The sequence below is a fragment of the Coprococcus comes ATCC 27758 genome (genome assembly GCF_025149785.1).
Lineage (GTDB): Bacteria > Bacillota > Clostridia > Lachnospirales > Lachnospiraceae > Allocoprococcus > Allocoprococcus comes.
Window position 1 is genome coordinate 1,106,654 of the sequence record NZ_CP102277.1, and the last position, 19,390, is coordinate 1,126,043.

General features: G+C 44.3%; 18 protein-coding genes. 15 read left to right on the forward strand and 3 right to left on the reverse strand.

Features of this window, described 5'->3' with window-relative positions; translation table 11 throughout:
* The first annotated feature begins 6 nt into the window (after window positions 1-6).
* Complete coding sequence (locus NQ556_RS05455; protein ID WP_008369600.1) at window positions 7-1,923, forward strand: NAD(+) synthase; 1,917 nt, start codon at window positions 7-9, stop codon at window positions 1,921-1,923.
* A 111-nt stretch (window positions 1,924-2,034) separates the two neighbouring features.
* Here the strand turns inward: NQ556_RS05455 and NQ556_RS05460 are convergent, their stop codons facing one another.
* Window positions 2,035-2,721: a S1 RNA-binding domain-containing protein gene (locus tag NQ556_RS05460; RefSeq protein ID WP_022221145.1), complete on the reverse strand. Its 687-nt coding sequence runs from the start codon at window positions 2,719-2,721 to the stop codon at window positions 2,035-2,037.
* Between the two features lie 289 nt (window positions 2,722-3,010).
* Here NQ556_RS05460 and NQ556_RS05465 point away from each other — a divergent pair, with 289 nt between their 5' ends.
* The 14 genes from NQ556_RS05465 (at window position 3,011) to NQ556_RS05530 (ending at window position 17,498) form a co-directional block, all read left to right on the forward strand.
* Entirely contained in the window at window positions 3,011-3,745 is a 735-nt protein-coding gene (locus tag NQ556_RS05465) for a DUF5058 family protein (RefSeq protein ID WP_008369597.1), read from the forward strand.
* A 21-nt stretch (window positions 3,746-3,766) separates the two neighbouring features.
* The gene (locus NQ556_RS05470; RefSeq protein WP_008369595.1) at window positions 3,767-4,456 is read left to right on the forward strand and encodes a hypothetical protein; all 690 of its coding nucleotides are present in this window, start codon (window positions 3,767-3,769) and stop codon (window positions 4,454-4,456) included.
* Between the two features lie 18 nt (window positions 4,457-4,474).
* Window positions 4,475-5,584 carry a M20/M25/M40 family metallo-hydrolase gene (locus tag NQ556_RS05475; RefSeq protein ID WP_008369593.1) on the forward strand — a complete coding sequence of 370 codons (1,110 nt, stop codon included), beginning with the start codon at window positions 4,475-4,477 and terminating at the stop codon, window positions 5,582-5,584.
* Between the two features lie 16 nt (window positions 5,585-5,600).
* A complete protein-coding gene (locus NQ556_RS05480) occupies window positions 5,601-6,935 on the forward strand; it encodes an amidohydrolase (RefSeq protein WP_008369591.1) in 1,335 nt (444 codons plus the stop codon).
* 116 nt (window positions 6,936-7,051) lie between these two features.
* Complete coding sequence (locus NQ556_RS05485; RefSeq protein ID WP_008369589.1) at window positions 7,052-8,347, forward strand: GTP cyclohydrolase IIa; 1,296 nt, start codon at window positions 7,052-7,054, stop codon at window positions 8,345-8,347.
* A gap of 97 nt (window positions 8,348-8,444) precedes the next feature.
* Window positions 8,445-10,097 (forward strand): putative manganese-dependent inorganic diphosphatase, encoded by a 1,653-nt coding sequence (locus NQ556_RS05490; protein ID WP_008369587.1) that lies wholly within the window; start codon window positions 8,445-8,447, stop codon window positions 10,095-10,097.
* Between the two features lie 30 nt (window positions 10,098-10,127).
* The gene (locus tag NQ556_RS05495; RefSeq protein WP_008369585.1) at window positions 10,128-10,721 is read left to right on the forward strand and encodes a flavin reductase family protein; all 594 of its coding nucleotides are present in this window, start codon (window positions 10,128-10,130) and stop codon (window positions 10,719-10,721) included.
* Window positions 10,722-11,019: 298 nt separating this feature from the next.
* Entirely contained in the window at window positions 11,020-12,168 is a 1,149-nt protein-coding gene (locus NQ556_RS05500) for an iron-containing alcohol dehydrogenase (RefSeq protein WP_044998603.1), read from the forward strand.
* Window positions 12,169-12,471: 303 nt separating this feature from the next.
* The gene (locus NQ556_RS05505) at window positions 12,472-13,089 is read left to right on the forward strand and encodes a polysaccharide deacetylase family protein (protein WP_207719254.1); all 618 of its coding nucleotides are present in this window, start codon (window positions 12,472-12,474) and stop codon (window positions 13,087-13,089) included.
* Window positions 13,090-13,102: 13 nt separating this feature from the next.
* Window positions 13,103-14,422, forward strand: a complete 1,320-nt coding sequence (locus tag NQ556_RS05510; protein ID WP_044998602.1) for a replication-associated recombination protein A — start codon at window positions 13,103-13,105, stop codon at window positions 14,420-14,422.
* Between the two features lie 96 nt (window positions 14,423-14,518).
* Window positions 14,519-14,977: an NfeD family protein gene (locus NQ556_RS05515; protein WP_022220409.1), complete on the forward strand. Its 459-nt coding sequence runs from the start codon at window positions 14,519-14,521 to the stop codon at window positions 14,975-14,977.
* A gap of 3 nt (window positions 14,978-14,980) precedes the next feature.
* Window positions 14,981-15,907, forward strand: a complete 927-nt coding sequence (locus NQ556_RS05520) for an SPFH domain-containing protein (RefSeq protein WP_022220408.1) — start codon at window positions 14,981-14,983, stop codon at window positions 15,905-15,907.
* 33 nt (window positions 15,908-15,940) lie between these two features.
* Complete coding sequence (locus tag NQ556_RS05525) at window positions 15,941-16,663, forward strand: LytR/AlgR family response regulator transcription factor (RefSeq protein ID WP_008369569.1); 723 nt, start codon at window positions 15,941-15,943, stop codon at window positions 16,661-16,663.
* Window positions 16,656-17,498, forward strand: coding sequence for a sensor histidine kinase (locus NQ556_RS05530; protein ID WP_008369567.1), 843 nt, complete (start codon window positions 16,656-16,658; stop codon window positions 17,496-17,498). The genes NQ556_RS05525 and NQ556_RS05530 overlap by 8 nt, the downstream gene beginning before the upstream one ends.
* Window positions 17,499-17,863: 365 nt before the next feature.
* Here the strand turns inward: NQ556_RS05530 and NQ556_RS05535 are convergent, their stop codons facing one another.
* On the reverse strand, window positions 17,864-18,376 hold the full coding sequence (locus NQ556_RS05535) for a DUF4364 family protein (RefSeq protein WP_008369564.1): 513 nt from the start codon (window positions 18,374-18,376) through the stop codon (window positions 17,864-17,866).
* A 12-nt stretch (window positions 18,377-18,388) separates the two neighbouring features.
* Complete coding sequence (gene mnmL / locus NQ556_RS05540; protein ID WP_008369561.1) at window positions 18,389-19,390, reverse strand: tRNA modification radical SAM protein MnmL/YtqA; 1,002 nt, start codon at window positions 19,388-19,390, stop codon at window positions 18,389-18,391.

Consider the following 19,390-nt stretch of genomic DNA (forward strand, 5'->3'; position numbering starts at 1 on the left):
AAACACATGAAACAGGGATTTATCAAAGTTGCAGCAGTCACAGTTGATATTCGTGTGGCGGATGTCTGGCACAACTGTAAGGAAATCTGCAAACGTATGAAAGAAGCTGAGAAGGCTGGCGCAAAGATCATTGTTTTTCCGGAGCTTTGCCTGACCGGGTATACTTGCAGCGATCTTTTTACACAGGATATACTGTTAAAAGAGGTGCGCAGAGCACTTGCAAAAGTTGCAGAAGAGACCAGGCATACAGAAGCACTTGTATTTGTTGGACTTCCACTTGCAATTGATGGAGAGCTTTATAATGTTGCGGCCGCATTAAATGACGGAAAGATCCTTGGCTTTACAACCAAGACATTTCTTCCGAATTATGGGGAATTTTATGAGATGCGTCAATTCCGTCAGGGACCGAAAAAAGCAAGAGTGATTTCTTATGAAGGGGAAGAAATCCTGTTTGGGCCGCAGATCCTGTATCAGGCGGCAGAGATGGATGATCTGGTCGTATCGGCAGAGATCTGTGAGGATGTCTGGTCACCAATCCCGCCGAGCATTGAGGCGGCAAGAGAAGGCGCGATCATCCTGGTTAACTGTTCAGCAAGTGATGAGACGATCGGAAAGGATAGTTACCGGGAGGAACTGATCAAGGGACAGTCTGCAAGACTGATTGCAGGTTATGTCTATGCAAATGCCGGGGACGGAGAGTCTACAACGGATGTGGTATTTGGCGGACACAATATTATTGCAGAGAATGGGACGATCCTGAAAGAAGCAAAGCGGTTTGCCAACGAGATGATCGTCAGTGAGATTGATATTTTCCGTCTTTTAAGTGAACGGAGAAAAAATACAACTTTCCAGACAACGGAAGAACGTTATCTTCCAAAAGTACTGTTCCACATAAGTGTGGAAGAGACAGCACTTACCAGAAGCTTTGCACAGACCCCTTTTGTTCCACAGAATATGGCAGAGAGGGAAAGGCGCTGTGAGGAGATTCTGATGATCCAGGCAATGGGACTGAAGAAGCGTTTGGTGCATACTCACTCGAGAACAGCAGTCGTTGGAATTTCCGGCGGTTTGGATTCAACGCTGGCACTGCTTGTGACGTCGAAAGCGTTTGACATGGCAGGAAAAGACCGCAAGGATATCATTGCAGTGACGATGCCTTGCTTTGGTACGACAGACAGAACTTATCAGAATGCCTGCCTGATGTCGAAGAAGCTGGGAGCCACTTTGAAAGAGGTGCCGATCGCGGATGCGGTCCATGTGCATTTCCGTGATATCGGACATGATGAAGAGGTACATGATGTGACCTATGAGAATTCACAGGCAAGAGAGCGTACCCAGGTGCTGATGGATATTGCTAACCAGGAATGGGGCATGGTCATCGGAACCGGAGATATGTCGGAGCTGGCTCTTGGGTGGGCGACTTATAATGGAGATCATATGTCTATGTACGGAGTCAATGCATCTGTTCCGAAGACACTGGTACGCCATCTGGTTCAGTATTATGCGGATACCTGTGAGGATCAGGAGCTGAAAGAGGTACTTCTGGATGTTCTTGACACACCGGTAAGTCCGGAGCTTCTTCCACCGAAGGATGGCGAGATCGCCCAGAAGACGGAAGACCTTGTAGGTCCGTATGAACTGCATGATTTTTATCTGTATTATGTTCTGAGATTTGGCTTTGAACCGTCAAAGATCTATCGGCTCGCAAAGTTTGCATTTGAAGGAACTTATGACAGCGAGACGATCATGAAATGGCTGAAGACCTTTTACCGAAGATTTTTTGCGCAGCAGTTTAAGCGCTCCTGCCTGCCGGACGGACCGAAGATCGGTACGGTGGCACTTTCACCGAGAGGAGACTGGAGAATGCCGAGCGATGCGTGTGCGGCAGTCTGGATGCAGGATCTGGAAGCACTGGAGAAATAGAAAAGAATGTACAGGGGGTACATTCTCGCATAAAGTGTCAGTGACACTTATCAGGCAATGATAAAGGGAAGTCTGCGAAAGTGCAGGCTTCCCTTTTTTTAATTATAATTTTTAAAGCTTGATATTTTTAAACAGATCCCCAAGGCTGGTTCCGATTGCTTCTACTTTCGGAATTTCTACGTGTTCCAGCTCTTCCTCCTGTTCTTTTTCAGCATCTTCGGCAAGAGCCTTGATACTGAGGCTGATCTTACCGTCTTTGATACCGATGACTTTGACATCTACTTCGTCCCCAACGTGAAGTACCTGGTCTGCTGATTTGATTCTCTGGGTACTGATCTGGGAAATGTGAACCAGACCGGAAAGACCGTTCTCGAGACGTACAAAAGCACCGTAGGACTGAAGCGATTCAACGGTACCTTTTACAACACTTCCAACCTGTACAGATGCAAGTTTTTTTGCATCTTCTGCTTTTTTCTGTTCTCTTAAAATCTCACGTGCAGATAAGATCAGGCGTCCTTCTGCCTGGTTTGCTTCGATCACGCGGACATCAATTTCTTTTAGAAGATAAGTCTCCAGATCTTCGATATAAGAAAGAGAAAGGCGGGATGCCGGGATGAATCCTCGAAGTCCTTCGACCATGGCGATGACACCACCATTTACGATTCCTTCTACTTTTACGTGAAGATTGGTTCCTTCTTCCTGATAACGTGCGACCACATTCCATGGATTGGCATCATCGAAATGTGCTTCGTAGTCTGCCATGCTTTCTGTCTGTTCCTGTAATTTTTCGTTTTCCATCTTAACACCTCTGTTAGTTTATTTTTCTGAACGTATGCTCAATATGTTTATTAGTATAACACATTTTTGTATAGATAAAAAGTATGGATTCCAGATGGTTAGACGGTTAAATTGTGCTTAATGAGAAAAAATCGTTATTATGTACGAAAATTGTGGTAAAAATTTGTGTATATTTTGAATGGTAAAATTTGTGAAAAAAGTTGACAAAAGAAAAAATAAATTGTATATTATCAACATAAGGGCATATTAAGGACAGTGTCCTAAACTAAAAGGCAAAGGAGAATTTAAAATGAAGGGAAACGTGAATTATCTGGAACTGGCAAACAGCCCTCTGATGTGGGTGAGTGCCGCAATAGCAGTAGGAATCGTAGTTTTTCAGTCCGTACTGTTTTTCAGGAAGTCGCTCAAAGCAGCAAAAGAGATTGGAATTGAACAGGAAAAGATCAATATGGCAATTAAGAGTAGTGCCATTTCCTCAATTGGACCATCTATTGTAATCCTGGTAACAATGATCTCTCTGATCGTATCAATGGGAGCACCTGTTTCATGGATGAGACTTTCTTTCATCGGATCCGTTAACTATGAAGCAATGGCAGCCGGATTTGGCGCACAGGCAATGGGCGCTACACTGGAGAACCTGACACCGGTTGCATTCGCCTGCGGTGTATGGACCATGATCTGTGGTTCACTTGGATGGCTGATTTTCACACTCCTTTTCACAGATAAGATGGATAAAGTAAACCATCTGATGTCAAAAGGAAATTCCAAAATGGTTCCGATCATTTCAGCAGGAGCGATGCTTGGTGCATTTGCAAACCTTGCATCAGGAAACTTCTTCAACGAAAAGAATCAGTTTGCATTTGGCGGAGCACCGGCAATCGCAACAATCGTAGGATGCATTCTTATGATGATCCTGACAAAGTTAGCGAAAGAAAAGAATATTGGATGGCTCAGAGAATGGGCCTTTGCAATTTCCATGTTCTCAGGCATGCTCATTGGTTACATCTGGAACACTGTATTTTAATAGGAATGAGAGGATAAAGATATGAATAAAGAATACTACAACAAAGTCTATATACCTGATATTGTCAAATGGGGAAAAATCACCATGTTATTAGGTATCATTACATGTTTTGGACCGGCACTTGTTATCTCAGTTGTATACGGATGTATGCCACCGGTATCCGCAATCATTGCAGGTACAATCGCACAGATCAGTGTAAGTGGAGCATTTTATATTGTAGAACCGATTTCCTATTTCCCGATTCTTGGAATCCCGGGAACTTATCTGACATTCCTTTCAGGAAATACATCCAACATGCGTGTTCCGTGTTCTTCTGTTGCACAGGAAGCAGCAGGCGTTGAAATGGGGAGTGACAAAGGTTCTGTTGTATCAACCATCGGTATTGCTGTATCGATCATTGTAAATATTGTGATTCTGACAATCGGAGCAATTGCAGGAAACGCAATTATCGGTATGATGCCAGAAGGATTCAAGCAGGCCCTCAACTTCCTTCTTCCGGCACTTTACGGAGCTGTATTCGGACAGTTCGCAATCACAAGACCGAAGCTTGGTGTTGTAGCGGTTGTTATCGCATTTGCAATGAACTGGCTGATGAAAAACGGATTCTTATCCTTCTTCCCTGGAACACCGTCATACGTTGTTATCCTGGTAGCCGTATTTGGATCTATTTTCGCAGGAAAGATTATCTACAAGAAAGAGCTTGAGGACTAAGTCCGGAAAGGAAAAACGATGTTATCGAGAGAAAGATTACAGGAAAGATTTATTGAGATGATCAAGATCTACAGCCCGTCAAAAGGGGAAAAAGAGATGGCGGACTGGATAGAAAACTGGCTGAGAGAGCGGAACATTCCGTTCCAGTCAGATCATGCCGGGGAAGCTTATGGTGGAAACGGCAGAAATATCGTTGCATTTGTAAAAGGAAATACGAAGGAACGTCCACTTGGATTTGCAGCACATATGGATCAGATTGAGCCTTGCAGAAATGTAAATCCGGTGATCAATGGAAACATCATCAGTACCGATAAGACAACAACACTTGGCGGAGATGACAAAGCTGGAATTTCAGCAATCATGGAAGCGGTAGAAGATATCATTGAAAGCGGTGTACCGCACAGAGATATTTATCTTGTATTTACCTGCTCCGAAGAGATCAGTATGATGGGAACAAAGCACATGGATATGTCTATGCTGCCATGCAAGGAATTGGTTGTTGTAGATGCAACCGGTGGAGCAGAGACTCTCGCATACAAAGCACCGGCAATGGAAGCGATTGAGATTACTTTCAAAGGAAAGAAAGCGCATGCCGGAATTGAACCGGAAAAAGGAATCAATGCAATTGTTGTGGCATCAAAGGCAATCAGTAAGATGCACATCGGACGTATTGATTATGAGACAACCTCTAATATCGGACATATTGAAGGTGGATCTGCAACCAACATCGTAACAGATGAGGTTACATTTACCGCAGAGATCCGTTCACACAGTATGGAAAAGCTGGCTGCAGAGGTTGCACATATGGAACAGTGCTGCAAGGAAGCTGTAGAGGAAATGGGAGCCTGTTATGAGATGAAGCATGAGATGGCTTACCCGGTTCTGTCGCTGGAAGAAGACTGTGAATTGATCCAGGATACTGTAAATGCAATGGCAGAAGAAAGAATTACAGCAAATAAAATGATCATCGGTGGCGGAAGTGATGCAAATGTGCTTGCGGGACACGGATATAAGAGCGTCATTTTGGGATGTGGAATGATCAATGTACACACAGTAGAAGAAGCGCTTGATACAGATGAGACCTGGAAAGTGACAAAAGTACTGAGAAGACTGATGGGTGCAGAATAGGAGATGGACGACATAGATGGAAAAAGAAGAACTGAAGCAGAGATGTCTGGACGCGATTGACGCGAACAGAGATTTGATCATTCAGCTTGGTGATGATGTATATAAAACGCCTGAACTTGGCTACAAAGAATTTAAGACTACAGAAAGAATGATAAAGGCATTTCAGGAGATTGGAGAAGAGCCGGAGACGGAAATTGCATATACTGGCTGTAAGGTTTCAACTCCGAAAAAAGGGAATATAAGAATTGCCGTGATCGGAGAGCTGGACTGTATCCAGTGCAAAGAACATCCGGATAGTACGCCAGAAGGAAATGTTCATGCCTGCGGTCATCATGCACAGCTTGCAGATCTGTATGGATGTGCGATTGGTCTTTTAAGATCCGGAGTGATGAAGGAACTGGGTGGAGCGGTTGATTTTATTGCGATCCCTGCGGAAGAATGCGTAGATTATGATTATCGCGACAGTCTGATCCGTGAAAATAAGATCAGTTTTTACGGCGGCAAGCAGGAATATTTAAAACGTGGTGGCTTTGATGATGTGGATATGGCATTGCAGTGTCACATGATGGAAATTGGAAATGGCAGGCATTGCACGATTGATACCGACTGCAACGGATTTGTGACAAAGACGGTAACATTTATCGGAGAAGCTGCGCATGCAGGTTTCGCACCACATGAAGGAATCAATGCGTTAAATATGGCAGAATTGGCACTGAACAACATTCATGCACTCCGTGAGACTTTTCAGGAGAAAGAAAAGGTTCGTGTAAGTGCGATCATTACAGAAGGCGGAGATCTGGTAAATGTAGTTCCTGCTGTTGTGAAGATGCAGATCATGGTACGTGCTTTCACAATTGATGGAATGCTGGATGCCAGTAAAAAAGTGAACCGTGCGTTAAAAGCCGGAGCACTTGCAATCGGAGGAAAAGTCGAGATTGACGATAAGATCGGATATCTTCCGATGAATACCAACCGCGAGCTTTCAGCATTATATAAAGAAAATATGATCGAATATACAGGGGCGGAAAAAGATTCATTTGTAGAGCTTTATGAGACAGCAGGTTCTACAGATCTGGGGGATCTTTCTCAGATCATGCCGTGTATGCACATCTGGACAGAGGGAATAACCGGAGGACTTCACTCCAAGGATTACCGTCTTGCGGACCCGGAACTTGCTTATATCGTTCCGGCAAAGATGATGGCGCTTACGATCATTGATCTTCTTTATGATAACGCAAAAAAGGCAAAACAGATTCTTGACAATTTCAAACCGACGCTGACAAAAGAAAGTTATCTGGAATTAAAAAAAGAGCATTCTAAGCTTGTGGTTTTTGATGGCTCTGAGTTATAATAAAAAGGAATCCCGTTTAAGGGGTTCCTTTTTTAAAGCAATTATTCAGATATATAGAGAGAAGCTGCCAACGGCAGGTTCTCTGGATAGAAGATCGCAATACGGGGGACAAATTTGTGAAAGTTGGAGTTATCGGATCAAAATCATCTTGTGAGGTTGTTAAGAAGAGTATAAAAGAAATCGACAGTTCAGTAGAAGTAGCTTCTTATGAAGAGGAACAGGTTAACCGAAGTGACCGGCTGATTGAGGAATGTGAACAGGAGTGTGATGCGGTACTGTTTACGGGCTGTGCGATCGAAAGTTTTGTGGGGAGAAACTATCATTTCACCAGGCCGCATGTGTCGGTGGAAAAATCGGTAATCAGCATTGCGGGAGCATTTCTGCAGATGCAGAAAAGTAATATTGAACTGGATGCATTTAGTATTGATATTGTAGAAAAACAGGTCATTGAGGATTTGCTGGATGCATTTGACATCCTGGCAAGAAACATTTATTCCTGTCCGTTTCAGGCAGGAGTGGAAGAAGAACAGTATGTGGAGTGGCACATGAAGCTTCTGGATGAAGGAAAGGTTAATGTGGCACTGACTTCTCTTCGGTGGGTGTATAAGACACTGCAGGAAAAGGGATACCATGCAATTTATCTGCCTCCGACCAGGGCAAAAGTGAGAGTGGCACTGGAAAAATTAAAAAATGAATGTGCGCTTCAGGAAGCAGAATATGCGCAGGCAGCAGTTGAGATTTTTCAGCTGACGGATTATAAGAGCAGAGAAGAGAATTATTATTCAAGTATGCTTGCAAAAGCAGATATTGAAAAAGAAATCATCAAATATACAGAAGGGATTCAAGGTGCAATTTTTGCATCAGGAAGAAGAGAATATATTGTATTTTCCAATTCCGGGGCTGTACAAGAAGAATTTAACCAGCGGAAGCTTCTGAATCTGCAAAAAAAAGTGCAGGAGGAGAAGAAAATCAGCCTGAATGTAGGGATCGGAACCGGAGGCACGATGAATGACGCGGAAATGAACGCAAGACGTGCACTGGATTTTTCCCTGAAAAATGCAAAGCAGGAGATTTTCTGGATTGATGCCGGTCAGACACAGCACGGACCGCTTGGAAAGGAGATCCAGCTGGAATATCAGCTCATTTCTTCCGATCCGAAGTTACAGGAAATTTCAGAAAAAACCGGGCTCAGCACAACGTCAATTCTGAAGATCATTGCCATTGCAGATGTAAGAAAAAGTTATATTTTCGATGCACATCAGTTGGCGGAGTGTCTGGGAATTACGGTCAGAAGTGCGCGCCGGATCATGAATAAGATCATGGAAGCCGGTTATGGAAAAGTGTATGCAAAGAAGACAGCGGCAGCGGGTGGCAGACCGAAGGCACTGGTAGAGATATTGTTTAAAATTTAGTGTAATGGTCTTTTATCCGAACAAGGGTTGACGAACAGTAAAAAAAATGGCATTCTGAAAAGTAAAGGAACAAGAGATAGTAATGGAGTAATATAAAATGGATCAGAAAAAACAAAAGAAAGTATATGTGATCGGACATAAAAATCCAGATACAGATTCTATCTGTTCGGCAATTGCATATGCAAATCTGAAAAATAAAATCACAGGAGAAAAATACATAGCGAAAAGAGCGGGCGAGGTAAATGGTGAGACAGCATATGTTCTGGATAAATTCCAGGTAAGTGTGCCGTCTCTTCTGGACAATGTACACCTTCAGGTAAAAGATATGGATATCCGTCATATTGAGGGTGTATCTGGTCACATGTCCATTAAAGACGCATGGGCAAGAATGAAAGATGAGAATATTAAGACACTGCCGGTAACAAGAGGTGAGAAGCTGGAAGGGCTGATCACTATCGGAGATATTGCTACGTCATATATGGAAGTGTACGATAATAATATCCTTGCAACAGCGAGAACCCAGTACCGCAATATCGTCAAAACACTGGACGGAACACTGATCTCCGGGAATGAACATGGCTATTTCCTGAATGGAAAAGTTGTCATTGCCGCATCCAGTCCGGATCTGATGGAGAATTTTATTGAGAAGGATGATCTTGTTATTCTTGGAAACCGTTATGAGTCACAGCTGTGCGCGATCGAGATGGATGCAAGCTGTCTGGTCATCTGCCAGGGAGCCAATATTTCCAAGACGATCAAGAAGATGGCAGAGGAGAGAGATATCGTGATTATTCAGACACCACATGATACCTTTACTGCTGCAAGGCTGATCAACCAGAGTATTCCGGTCAAGTATTTTATGAGCCGTGATAATCTGGAGATTTTTCATTTGAATGATTATGTGGAACATGTGAAAGAAGTTATGTCAAAGACGAAGTACAGAGATTTTCCAATTCTGGATAATAAAGGAAAGTTCTGTGGTTTCCTCTCCAGACGAAGACTTATGACATCCCGTAAAAAACAGGTGATTCTTGTGGATCATAATGAAAAATCACAGGCTGTGAATGGAATTGAAGAGGCAGAGGTGCAGGAGATCATTGATCATCACAGACTGGGCGGTCTGGAGACAATCGGACCGGTATATTTCCGGAATCAGCCGGTTGGATGTACTGCTACGATCATTTACCAGATGTATCAGGAAAGTGGTGTAGAGGTAGAGCCACAGATGGCGGGACTTCTGTGCTCTGCAATTATTTCGGATACGTTACTGTTCCGTTCACCAACCTGTACGATGGTTGATCAGGCGGCAGCAGAGGCACTGGCGCGGATTGCCGGGATTGATATGGAAGAACATGCAAAAGAGATGTTCAATGCGGGAAGCAATCTGCGTGGCAAATCCGTAGAAGAGATCTGTTTCCAGGACTTTAAGGTGTTCAATGTAAAAGATATCATGTTTGGAGTCGGACAGATCACATCCATGAATCAGGATGAACTGGATGAGGTGAAAGGACGTCTGATCCCATATCTGGAAGAGGCGAGAAAGACCCAGGGACTGCATATGTTGTATCTGATGATGACTAATATTCTGGAAGAGTCTACAGAACTCCTTTGCTGTGGTGAAAATGCAAAGGAACAGGTTCTTGAAGCGTTTGAACTGCCGGGAGATACGGAAAAAATTCTCCTGAAAGGTGTAGTATCAAGAAAGAAACAGATGATCCCTGTTCTGGTAACTTACCTGCAGCAAAAATAAAAACAGATAACTTTATAGGAGAGATGGCTTATGGCAAAACAGATCTGGAAGCCGGGAAATATGCTGTATCCACTGCCTGCAGTTATGGTCAGTGTGGCAGATAAAGAAGGCAATTCGAATATCATTACCGTGGCGTGGGCGGGAACGGTCTGCACAAACCCGCCGATGGTTTCGATTTCCGTGAGACCAGAGCGGTATTCTTATCACATGATCGATGAGACCGGAGAATTTGTAATCAATCTGACAACGGAAAAACTTGCGTATGCAACGGATTATTGCGGTGTGCGTTCGGGAAAAGATGTGGACAAATTCAAAGAGCTGCATCTGACACCGGAAAAGGCAGAATATGTGAGTGCGCCACTGATTGCGGAGAGTCCGGTCAACATCGAGTGTAAGGTGGTCAAAAAAGAAACGCCGGGGTCGCATCATATTTTCCTTGCCGAGGTAAAAGCGGTTCATGTAGATGATGCCTATATGGATCAGAAAGGGCGCTTTGCATTGGAAAAGACCGATCCGATCGTATATGTGCACGGACAGTATTATAGTCTGGGTAAGTTGCTCGGAACATTTGGCTATAGCGTGAAAAAGCCGACAAAGAAGAATGGAAAGAAAAAGAAGAAATAAAAACAGAAAATCCTCTTGACAAGAAAATGACAGAGGGTATATGCTGTGTAAGTAGAAACTCAAGGGCGAGACTGCTAAGGTGCGGTCTCGTCTTTTTTCATAGGAAATTCCGAAGGAACTTCCTATGAAACAAAAGGCACTGCGTGCCGGAGATGGGCACTTGTACGAAGATGAAGAATGTCGCAAGCGGTCTACGCTCTGCTTCGGTCGTTGCTTAACGAGCGCCACTGGCGCTCAGCAACGCGCTCGGCGCGAGAATGTGCCGAGGCACATTCTTATTTAAAAGGAGTAGTAGATGATGAAAGATTTTACATTCAATGTACCACAGGATATTATTTTTGGAAAAGGCAGTTTAAAAAGACTTCCGGAGCTTCTTGAGAAAAGTGGTTCCAAGAAGATGCTTCTGATCTCCGGACCGGTTTTGAAGAAGATCGGAATGGTCGAGAAAGTCGAAGAGATCGTGAAGGCTTCCGGTATCGAAGTGGAAGTATTTACTGATGTAGAAGCAAATCCATCTGTTGCAACGGTAGATAAAGCAACAGAAGCATACAAAAAAGCAGGAGCAACCAGTATTGTAGCTTTCGGTGGCGGAAGTCCGATGGATGTGGCAAAGGCAGTTGGTGTTCTTGCAAAATACGGCGGAGAGATCGGAGATTATGAAGGTGCACACAAGGTACCGGGACCGATCGTTCTGATCATTGCGATCCCGACAACTGCAGGTACAGGAAGTGAAGTGACGGCATTTTCTGTTATTACCGATGAAGCAAGAAATTATAAGCTGACTGTGTTCAGCTATGGGCTGATCCCAAGCTATGCACTTCTGGATCCGGAGCTTGTTATGACTTCTCCGGCATCGGTAGCCGCAGCATGTGGCGTAGATGCACTGATCCATGCATGGGAGGCTTACACTTCAAGAGATGCATCTCCATTTTCTGATGCAATGGCAGAAAAGGCAATGGAACTGATCGGTGCAAATCTGCGCAGATTCGTAGCAAACCGTCAGGACGAAGAGGCGGCGGCAGCCATGCTCTCCGGAAGCATGTTCGCAGGTATCGCATTTGCATGGGCAAGACTTGGAAATATCCATGCTATGAGCCATCCGGTAAGCGCCTATTTCCATGTGGCACACGGTGTGGCAAATGCGATTCTTCTTCCAACGATTGTGGAATATAATGCACTTGCAGATCATGGACGTTATGAGAAGATCTACAATTATATCAGCAAAGAAAAAGACCCGGTGATCGATTTTGTTCCGGAAATGCTGGTAGATGAAGCGAGAGATCTGCTTCGTGATCTTGGTATTCCGCGGCATCTTGCCGATGTTGGTGTAACGGAAGATAAGATTGAACTGATGGCTGCTGATGCCATGAAGAGCGGAAATATCATGGCAAATCCGAGACAGTCTACGATCAGGGATATCATTGAACTTTATAAAAAAGCAATGTAGATCATTCAGGGGATATGAGTCAGCAGAAGCTGGTTGATATCCCCTTTTTTGATCTGAGTATAGAAAACAGGAAGAGATTGGTGTTCTGTATATATTTTTTTAATGCAAGAGTATCGGAGGCAAGAAAGCATAAATGTGAGTACATAGGTAAAGAATCTCCCGCATATAGTAAAAAGAGAATGGGAAAAGAGGGATATCCGTATGTGGTACCGACTGCTTTATGGAACAATCAGTTTTTTATGCTTTACATGGCTTCTGTTTACCTGGGGAGTGATCGATAACGGAAAGATCAAACTGATAAGAATGAACGATGAAACGGTAGAAGCATCCTATGAGGCAGGTGGAACAAACGAGCAGTATCAGGAAAAGCCCAAGATCGCCCTCACATTTGATGATGGCCCACATCCTTCCAGTACGCCAGTGCTCCTTGACGGGCTTGCCGGGCGGAATGTGAAGGTTACTTTTTTTGTGATCGGGGAAAATGTAGTAAAATATCCGAAAGTTGTGAGCAGAGAGGCTGAAGAAGGGCATATTATTGGAAATCATACTTACAGTCATGTAGATCTCACAAAAATGTCTCAGGAAATGACAGAGTGCGAACTCGGAAAGACCAATACCGCGATTGAAGAAATTACCGGAAAAAAGACGGAATATATGCGACCGCCCTATGGAGCTTGGAAGAAGGAGATGGAAGAGAATACCGGCATGATTGCGGTGCTATGGAATGTGGATCCGCTTGACTGGAATACGGATAATGAGACAGAAATTGTCAATAAAGTAGTGACGGAAACGGAGGAAAATGATATTATTTTATTACATGACTGTTATCTGTCTTCAGTAAAGGCGGCACTTCGCATTATCGATATCATGCAGGCGAAGGGATATGAATTTGTGACAGTCGATGAATTGCTGCTGGATTAAAGGAGAGGTTTTGATGGATTTATTTGATTATATGCGGGAGACGACAAAGGAGAAAGAATCGCCCCTTGCCTCCAGACTGCGTCCGACGACTCTGGATGAAGTGGTTGGACAGCAGCACATTATCGGAAAGGACAAGCTTTTATACCGTGCGATCAAGGCGGATAAACTGAGTTCTGTTATTTTTTACGGACCTCCGGGAACCGGAAAGACTACGCTTGCAAAGGTGATCGCCAATACTACAAGTGCAGAATTTACCCAGATCAATGCTACGGTTGCCGGGAAGAAGGATATGGAAGAAGTGGTGAATAAGGCGAAAGAACTGAAAGGGATGTACCAGAAAAGGACAATCCTTTTCATCGATGAGATTCACCGGTTTAATAAAGGACAGCAGGATTATCTGCTCCCGTTTGTGGAGGACGGCACGATCATTCTGATCGGTGCGACGACAGAAAATCCTTACTTTGAGGTGAACGGTGCGCTTCTTTCCAGATCCAGTGTATTTGAACTCCGTCCGCTTTCACAGGAAGAAGTAGAGACCCTGATTCTGAGAGCGGTGCAGGATGAAAAAAAAGGAATGGGAAGCTATCATGCGGTGATCGAGGAGGATGCCCTGCATTTCCTGGCAGACCTTGCCGGTGGAGATGCCAGATCTGCGCTTAATGCGGTGGAACTGGGTATCCTCACCACACCAAGAAGTGAGGATGGAATGATCCATATCACGCTGGAGGTTGCATCCGAATGTATACAGAAGCGGGTTGTGCGATATGATAAGACAGGAGATAATCATTATGATACCATATCCGCATTTATTAAAAGTATGCGCGGTTCTGATCCGGATGCAGCCGTATATTATCTGGCAAAGATGCTGTATGCCGGAGAAGACATTAAGTTTATTGCCCGCAGGATTATGATCTGTGCATCGGAAGATGTGGGAAATGCGGATCCGATGGCACTGAATGTTGCAGTCAGTGCAGCACAGGCAGTGGAGCGGATCGGAATGCCGGAGGCACAGATCATTTTATCACAGGCAGTTCTTTATGTGGCAACAGCGCCGAAGAGTAATTCAGCATGTAATGCTGTCTTTGCTGCGATGGACAATGTGAAAAAATATAAAACGACTGTTCCGGTGCATTTGCAGGATGCACATTATAGAGGTTCTGCAAAGCTGGGGCATGGAATTGGTTACAAATACGCGCATGATTATCCGAATCATTATGTAAAACAGCAGTATCTGCCGGATGAGATCAAAGATGCCGTATTCTATGAAGCGAGCGATAACGGCTACGAACAAACGATCAAAGCGCATATGAAGCGGATTAAGGATGAAGCGTAACCTATTCGCACAGGAAATCACTGCATTCACGCAGAAGGGATTGATTTGACACAGACACTCTGCTACCATATCTGTAAGCAGAAAGGAGTGAAGAATATGGGAGCAGTTCAGGACAGCTATATAACTGTTGCATGGCTGGTTCTTCTGGTAGTACTTCTGGTGATCGAGATCATAACGGTGGGACTTACAACGATCTGGGGAGCAGGAGGTGCGCTGGCGGCACTGATCCTGAATATTCTGGATGTACCGTTTGCCGGACAGGTGGTTGCATTTTTTATTGTGACAATTTTACTGCTTGTATTTACCAGACCATTTGCAATGCGTTTTATTAACACCCGCCGTCTGAAGACGAACTATGAAGGAATCATCGGAAAGACGATCCGGATCAGCCAGAAAGTAGATAACATAGGGCAGACTGGTATGGCGGTGGTAAATGGTACAGAGTGGACGGTAAGATCCGAACAGGATAACGTGATCCTGGAACCCGGAACACTGGCGAAGGTGGTTAATATATCCGGAGTAAAGTTAATTGTAAAAAAATATGAGGAGGACTAAAAGATGACGGGACTTATTATTTTAGTAATTATTATTGTGATCGCATTACTGTTTCTGACTTCCTGCATTAAAATCGTGCCACAGGCAAAGGCACTGGTTATCGAACGTCTTGGTGCATATCAGGCAACATGGAGTGTAGGACTTCATTTTAAACTGCCGATCATTGAACGTGTGGCAAGAAGAGTAGACTTAAAAGAGCAGGTAGTTGATTTTGCACCGCAGCCGGTTATCACAAAGGATAATGTAACCATGCGGATCGATACCGTTGTATTCTACCAGATTACAGATCCGAAGATGTTCTGCTACGGAGTAGCGAACCCGATCATGGCAATCGAGAATCTGACAGCGACCACCCTTCGTAACATCATTGGTGATCTGGAACTTGACCAGACACTGACATCAAGAGAGACGATCAATACGAAGATGCGAGCATCTCTTGATGTGGCAACGGATCCATGGGGAATCAAAGTCAATCGTGTGGAACTGAAAAATATCATTCCACCGGCAGCAATCCAGGATGCAATGGAGAAACAGATGAAAGCAGAACGTGAAAGACGTGAAGCTATTCTCCGTGCAGAAGGTGAAAAGAAATCTACTGTCCTTGTTGCAGAAGGTGAAAAAGAATCTGTGATTCTGAAAGCGGAAGCTGAAAAACAGGCAGCGATCCTCCAGGCAGAAGCAGAAAAAGAAAAGAGGATCAAAGAGGCTGAAGGTGAAGCGGAAGCCATCCTTAAAGTACAGCAGGCAAATGCAGACGGTATCCGTTTCATCCGTGAAGCGGGTGCAGACCAGGCAGTGCTTACGATTAAGAGTCTGGAGGCATTTGAAAAGGCTGCAGACGGCAAGGCAACGAAAATCATCATTCCGTCAGAACTGCAGTCACTTGCGGGGCTTGTAAAGAGCGCTAAAGAAGTGATCAAGGAAGATTAGATTAAAAAAAGAGAGAGGAAAGGTGACAAATAGATGACGGATGTATTGATCCTGGAAGATGAACTGACTTCGCTGCAGGCATTGTCAGAGATTCTTACCACATATTCAGATGATATCCGTGTCCACAAGGCATCTTCCCTGAAAGAAGCAAAAGACCTGCTGGATCAGGAAATCCGGTATGGTCTTTTCCTTTTGGATGTAAATCTAAGCGGCGAGGACCGGGAGGATATCGGTGGGATTTTGTTCGCAAGAGAGATACGGGAGAGGTTTGAATATACTTTTACCCCGATCGTGATGGTGACTGCCATTGGCAATATGGAAATGCAGGCTTACCGGGAGCTGCACTGTTACCAGTACATTATGAAGCCATTCCGCAGGGAGCAGGTGGAAGAGGTTGTTCAGAAGGTGCTGGAAAAAGAGAGCAGGGAGAAACCACCGGTGATCGTTGTGAAAAAAGACGGGATCAATTATCAGCTGAAATGCGAGGATATCCGTTATCTGGAAGCGATACCGAGAGGAACAAGACTGCATCTTGTGACAGAGAACTGGGATGTCCCTTATGTGACTCTCAGACAGATGCTGCTTAAGATGCCAAAAGGGATGTTTGCGCAGTGCCATCGGATGTATGCGGTCAATAAAAATGAAGTTGAATATTACGATACCGTCAACCGGATCATCCGGATCAAAAATTGTCCGGATACGGTAGAAATCGGTGTGACTTACAAATCGGTGATCGGAGGACTGTTAAATGGCTGATTGGGTACGCAAATTTCTATATCGTATTTTCTGCGTAATGGCACTTATGGTATCAGTCTATCTGATCGTGGATTTCCTGATCAGCGGTACTTTTGATTACAGGGTGTTTATCATGTTTGTTCTGATGGTGATCGTTGTGATCTGGGGAATTGTGGACTGGAGAAGTAATTATGTACTGATACGCCAGAAGGAAAATGAACTGCGGCTTTATCAGAACTATCTGATTCCGCTGGAAGAACTGGTCAAAGAAATCCGTGCCAAACAGCATGAATTTGACAATCATCTGAATGCAATCCTGAATATGCATCTGACCATCGACAATTATGAAGAACTGGTAGCAAAGCAGTCTGAATATATTACGGAAATTGCCAGAGAAGATGACAGCAGGAAGTATCTCCCCCTTCTGAAGATCAGCGATAAAATCCTGGCAGGATTTATCTACAGTAAAATTGTCCGTGCGCCGGAATATGTCCGGACCGATATCCGCGTGTGGAACAAAGAAATCGTTTCCGGCATTTCCGAACACCACCTGATCGAGATTGTTGGAACCCTGATCGACAATGCATACGAAGCCTGTACCGAAGAAAAAAATCAGGTACTGATCGAAATTGATTCCCAGAATGATAAGCTTATCTTCACGATAAAGAATCAGGTCGAAAATATAGGACTTGGCGAGATCAGTCATTTCTTTGAAAAAGGATTTTCTACGAAAGAAGATGGAAAAAAGCATGGACTGGGACTTTATAATGCAAAGATGCTTGTGAATCGTTACCACGGAGAAATTACGGTGGAAATAGAAGAAAGGAAATACATCAGTTTTGTGGTGGTTATTTAGGCAGATCGGAATATGGGACGGTCTGCTTTTTTTGTAGGTTGTGGTCGGACGCGGACAGAAAACAAATAGAGCAGATTCCTTTGTGCTGACCATTCCGATGAGCCACTTAAGGCGAAAATTGTGTCAGCAAGGGCTTCCACAATTTTTGTGTCTCATCTCCATAGCACAAACATGGAATCCTTATCCATTTGTTTTCTGTCCGCGCCCGGGATTCAGCTCTTTTGGAGCAGGCATGAGGCTTGCAAGCTTTCAAGAACGTAGCTGAGATCTGCCCAAAGAACAACGTAGAGTTTTCATGTCGTGAGATTCAAGTGTATCATTGTCCAATCACAGCCTTAATTTGCGAACCGTATCATTCACATCCATCACAATAACTGAGACATCAGCCACGCATAGACGACTTGATTTTTTTTCTGCCAGTTGAGTGCAATTGCCGCCGCTTCTTTTTCAGTCGGTACAGAAAGGGTCAGATCGATCAGGGGTTCGTGATTTTCAAAGACCTGACAGCGCACGGAATATTCCTCTCCTGCATTTTTCATATAATCCGCCTTTACGGAAACTTCATTTTTCAGATCATACTGTTTTGTCTGTAAAAAGTGGTCAATATCGTCCTGGATTGGCTTTGAGATTTTATCCCGGAAAAGATGAATCGTCCCTTTCCCATCTTCCGTCAGATGGAAAAGAGTGCGGTTGTGAGTGGATTCTTTCAGGATGAGACCACCGTCCGCAAGTTCAGAAAGAGCCTGCTGGAGTTTGAAATAATCGGTATATCCTTTGTCCAGGACAAATTCAGAAATCTGGGAGTTGGTCAGAGGAAAATCAACTTTGTCCAGCATGTATAGAATGATGAGTTTATAAAGTGTAAATGCTTCTGCCATAGGGCTGCCTCCTTAAAATGTAGTATATTCTTTTCCCTGCCAGAGATTCTGCTCTTTTAAATAGCGCTGCATCTGATTGAGTACTAACCGTTTATTGCCGGTCCAGAGCGGTGCGATAAGAAGAGATTTTGGTCCGTCACCGGTCAGACGGTGAATGACAATATCCGGACGGAGCGAAGCGATACATTTTCCGAGCAGATGAAAATAAGAGTTCATATCTGGAATATAAAAAGGTTCCTGCCTGTAAAAATCTGCCAGATCGGTATGCTTCAGAACGTGGAGAAGCTGCAGCTTGATTCCGTCAATCGGAAGAGCGTTCAGATAATGGATGGTTGCGAGCATATCTGCTTCAGATTCTCCCGGAAGAAATAAAATTACGTGGGTGATGATCTGTACCCCAATCGCGTGAAGGGAATGGACCGCCTGCTCAAAGACGGAAAGTGGATAACCACGGCGCATCCAGTTGGCAGTGCGTTCGTGGATCGTCTGAAGTCCAAGCTCTACCCAGACCGGTTTAATGGCATTTAGTTCGGCAAGCAGTGTAAGGATTTCAGGTGAAAGGCAATCCGGACGCGTTGCGATAGATAAAATGCGTACTTCTGGATCAGAAATCGCTTCGGTAAAGATCCGGCGCAGATGACAGGCTGGTGCATAGGTATTGGTATATGCCTGAAAATAGGCGATATAGCTGTGTCCATTGTATTTGGGGCGGACAAGGCCTTTTCCATAGGCAAGCTGATCGGCAACAGAAAGAGAAGAAGAAGCGGCAAAATCGCCGGATCCGCCTTCGCTACAGAAGATACAACCGCGTGTGCCGCAGGTTCCGTCCCGGTTCGGACAGGAACAGCCTCCGTTTAAAGAAATCTTGTACAGTTTTTCACCGAAATTCTGTTTCAGATAGTAGTCCAGTGCATAGTAGCGCCGTTCTCCCCAGCGCTGAGGAGTTCCTTTTTTGTAAGTAAGCCCGCAGGATATTTCCTGCGGGCGATTGCTATCATAGGTTCTTGTATTCAT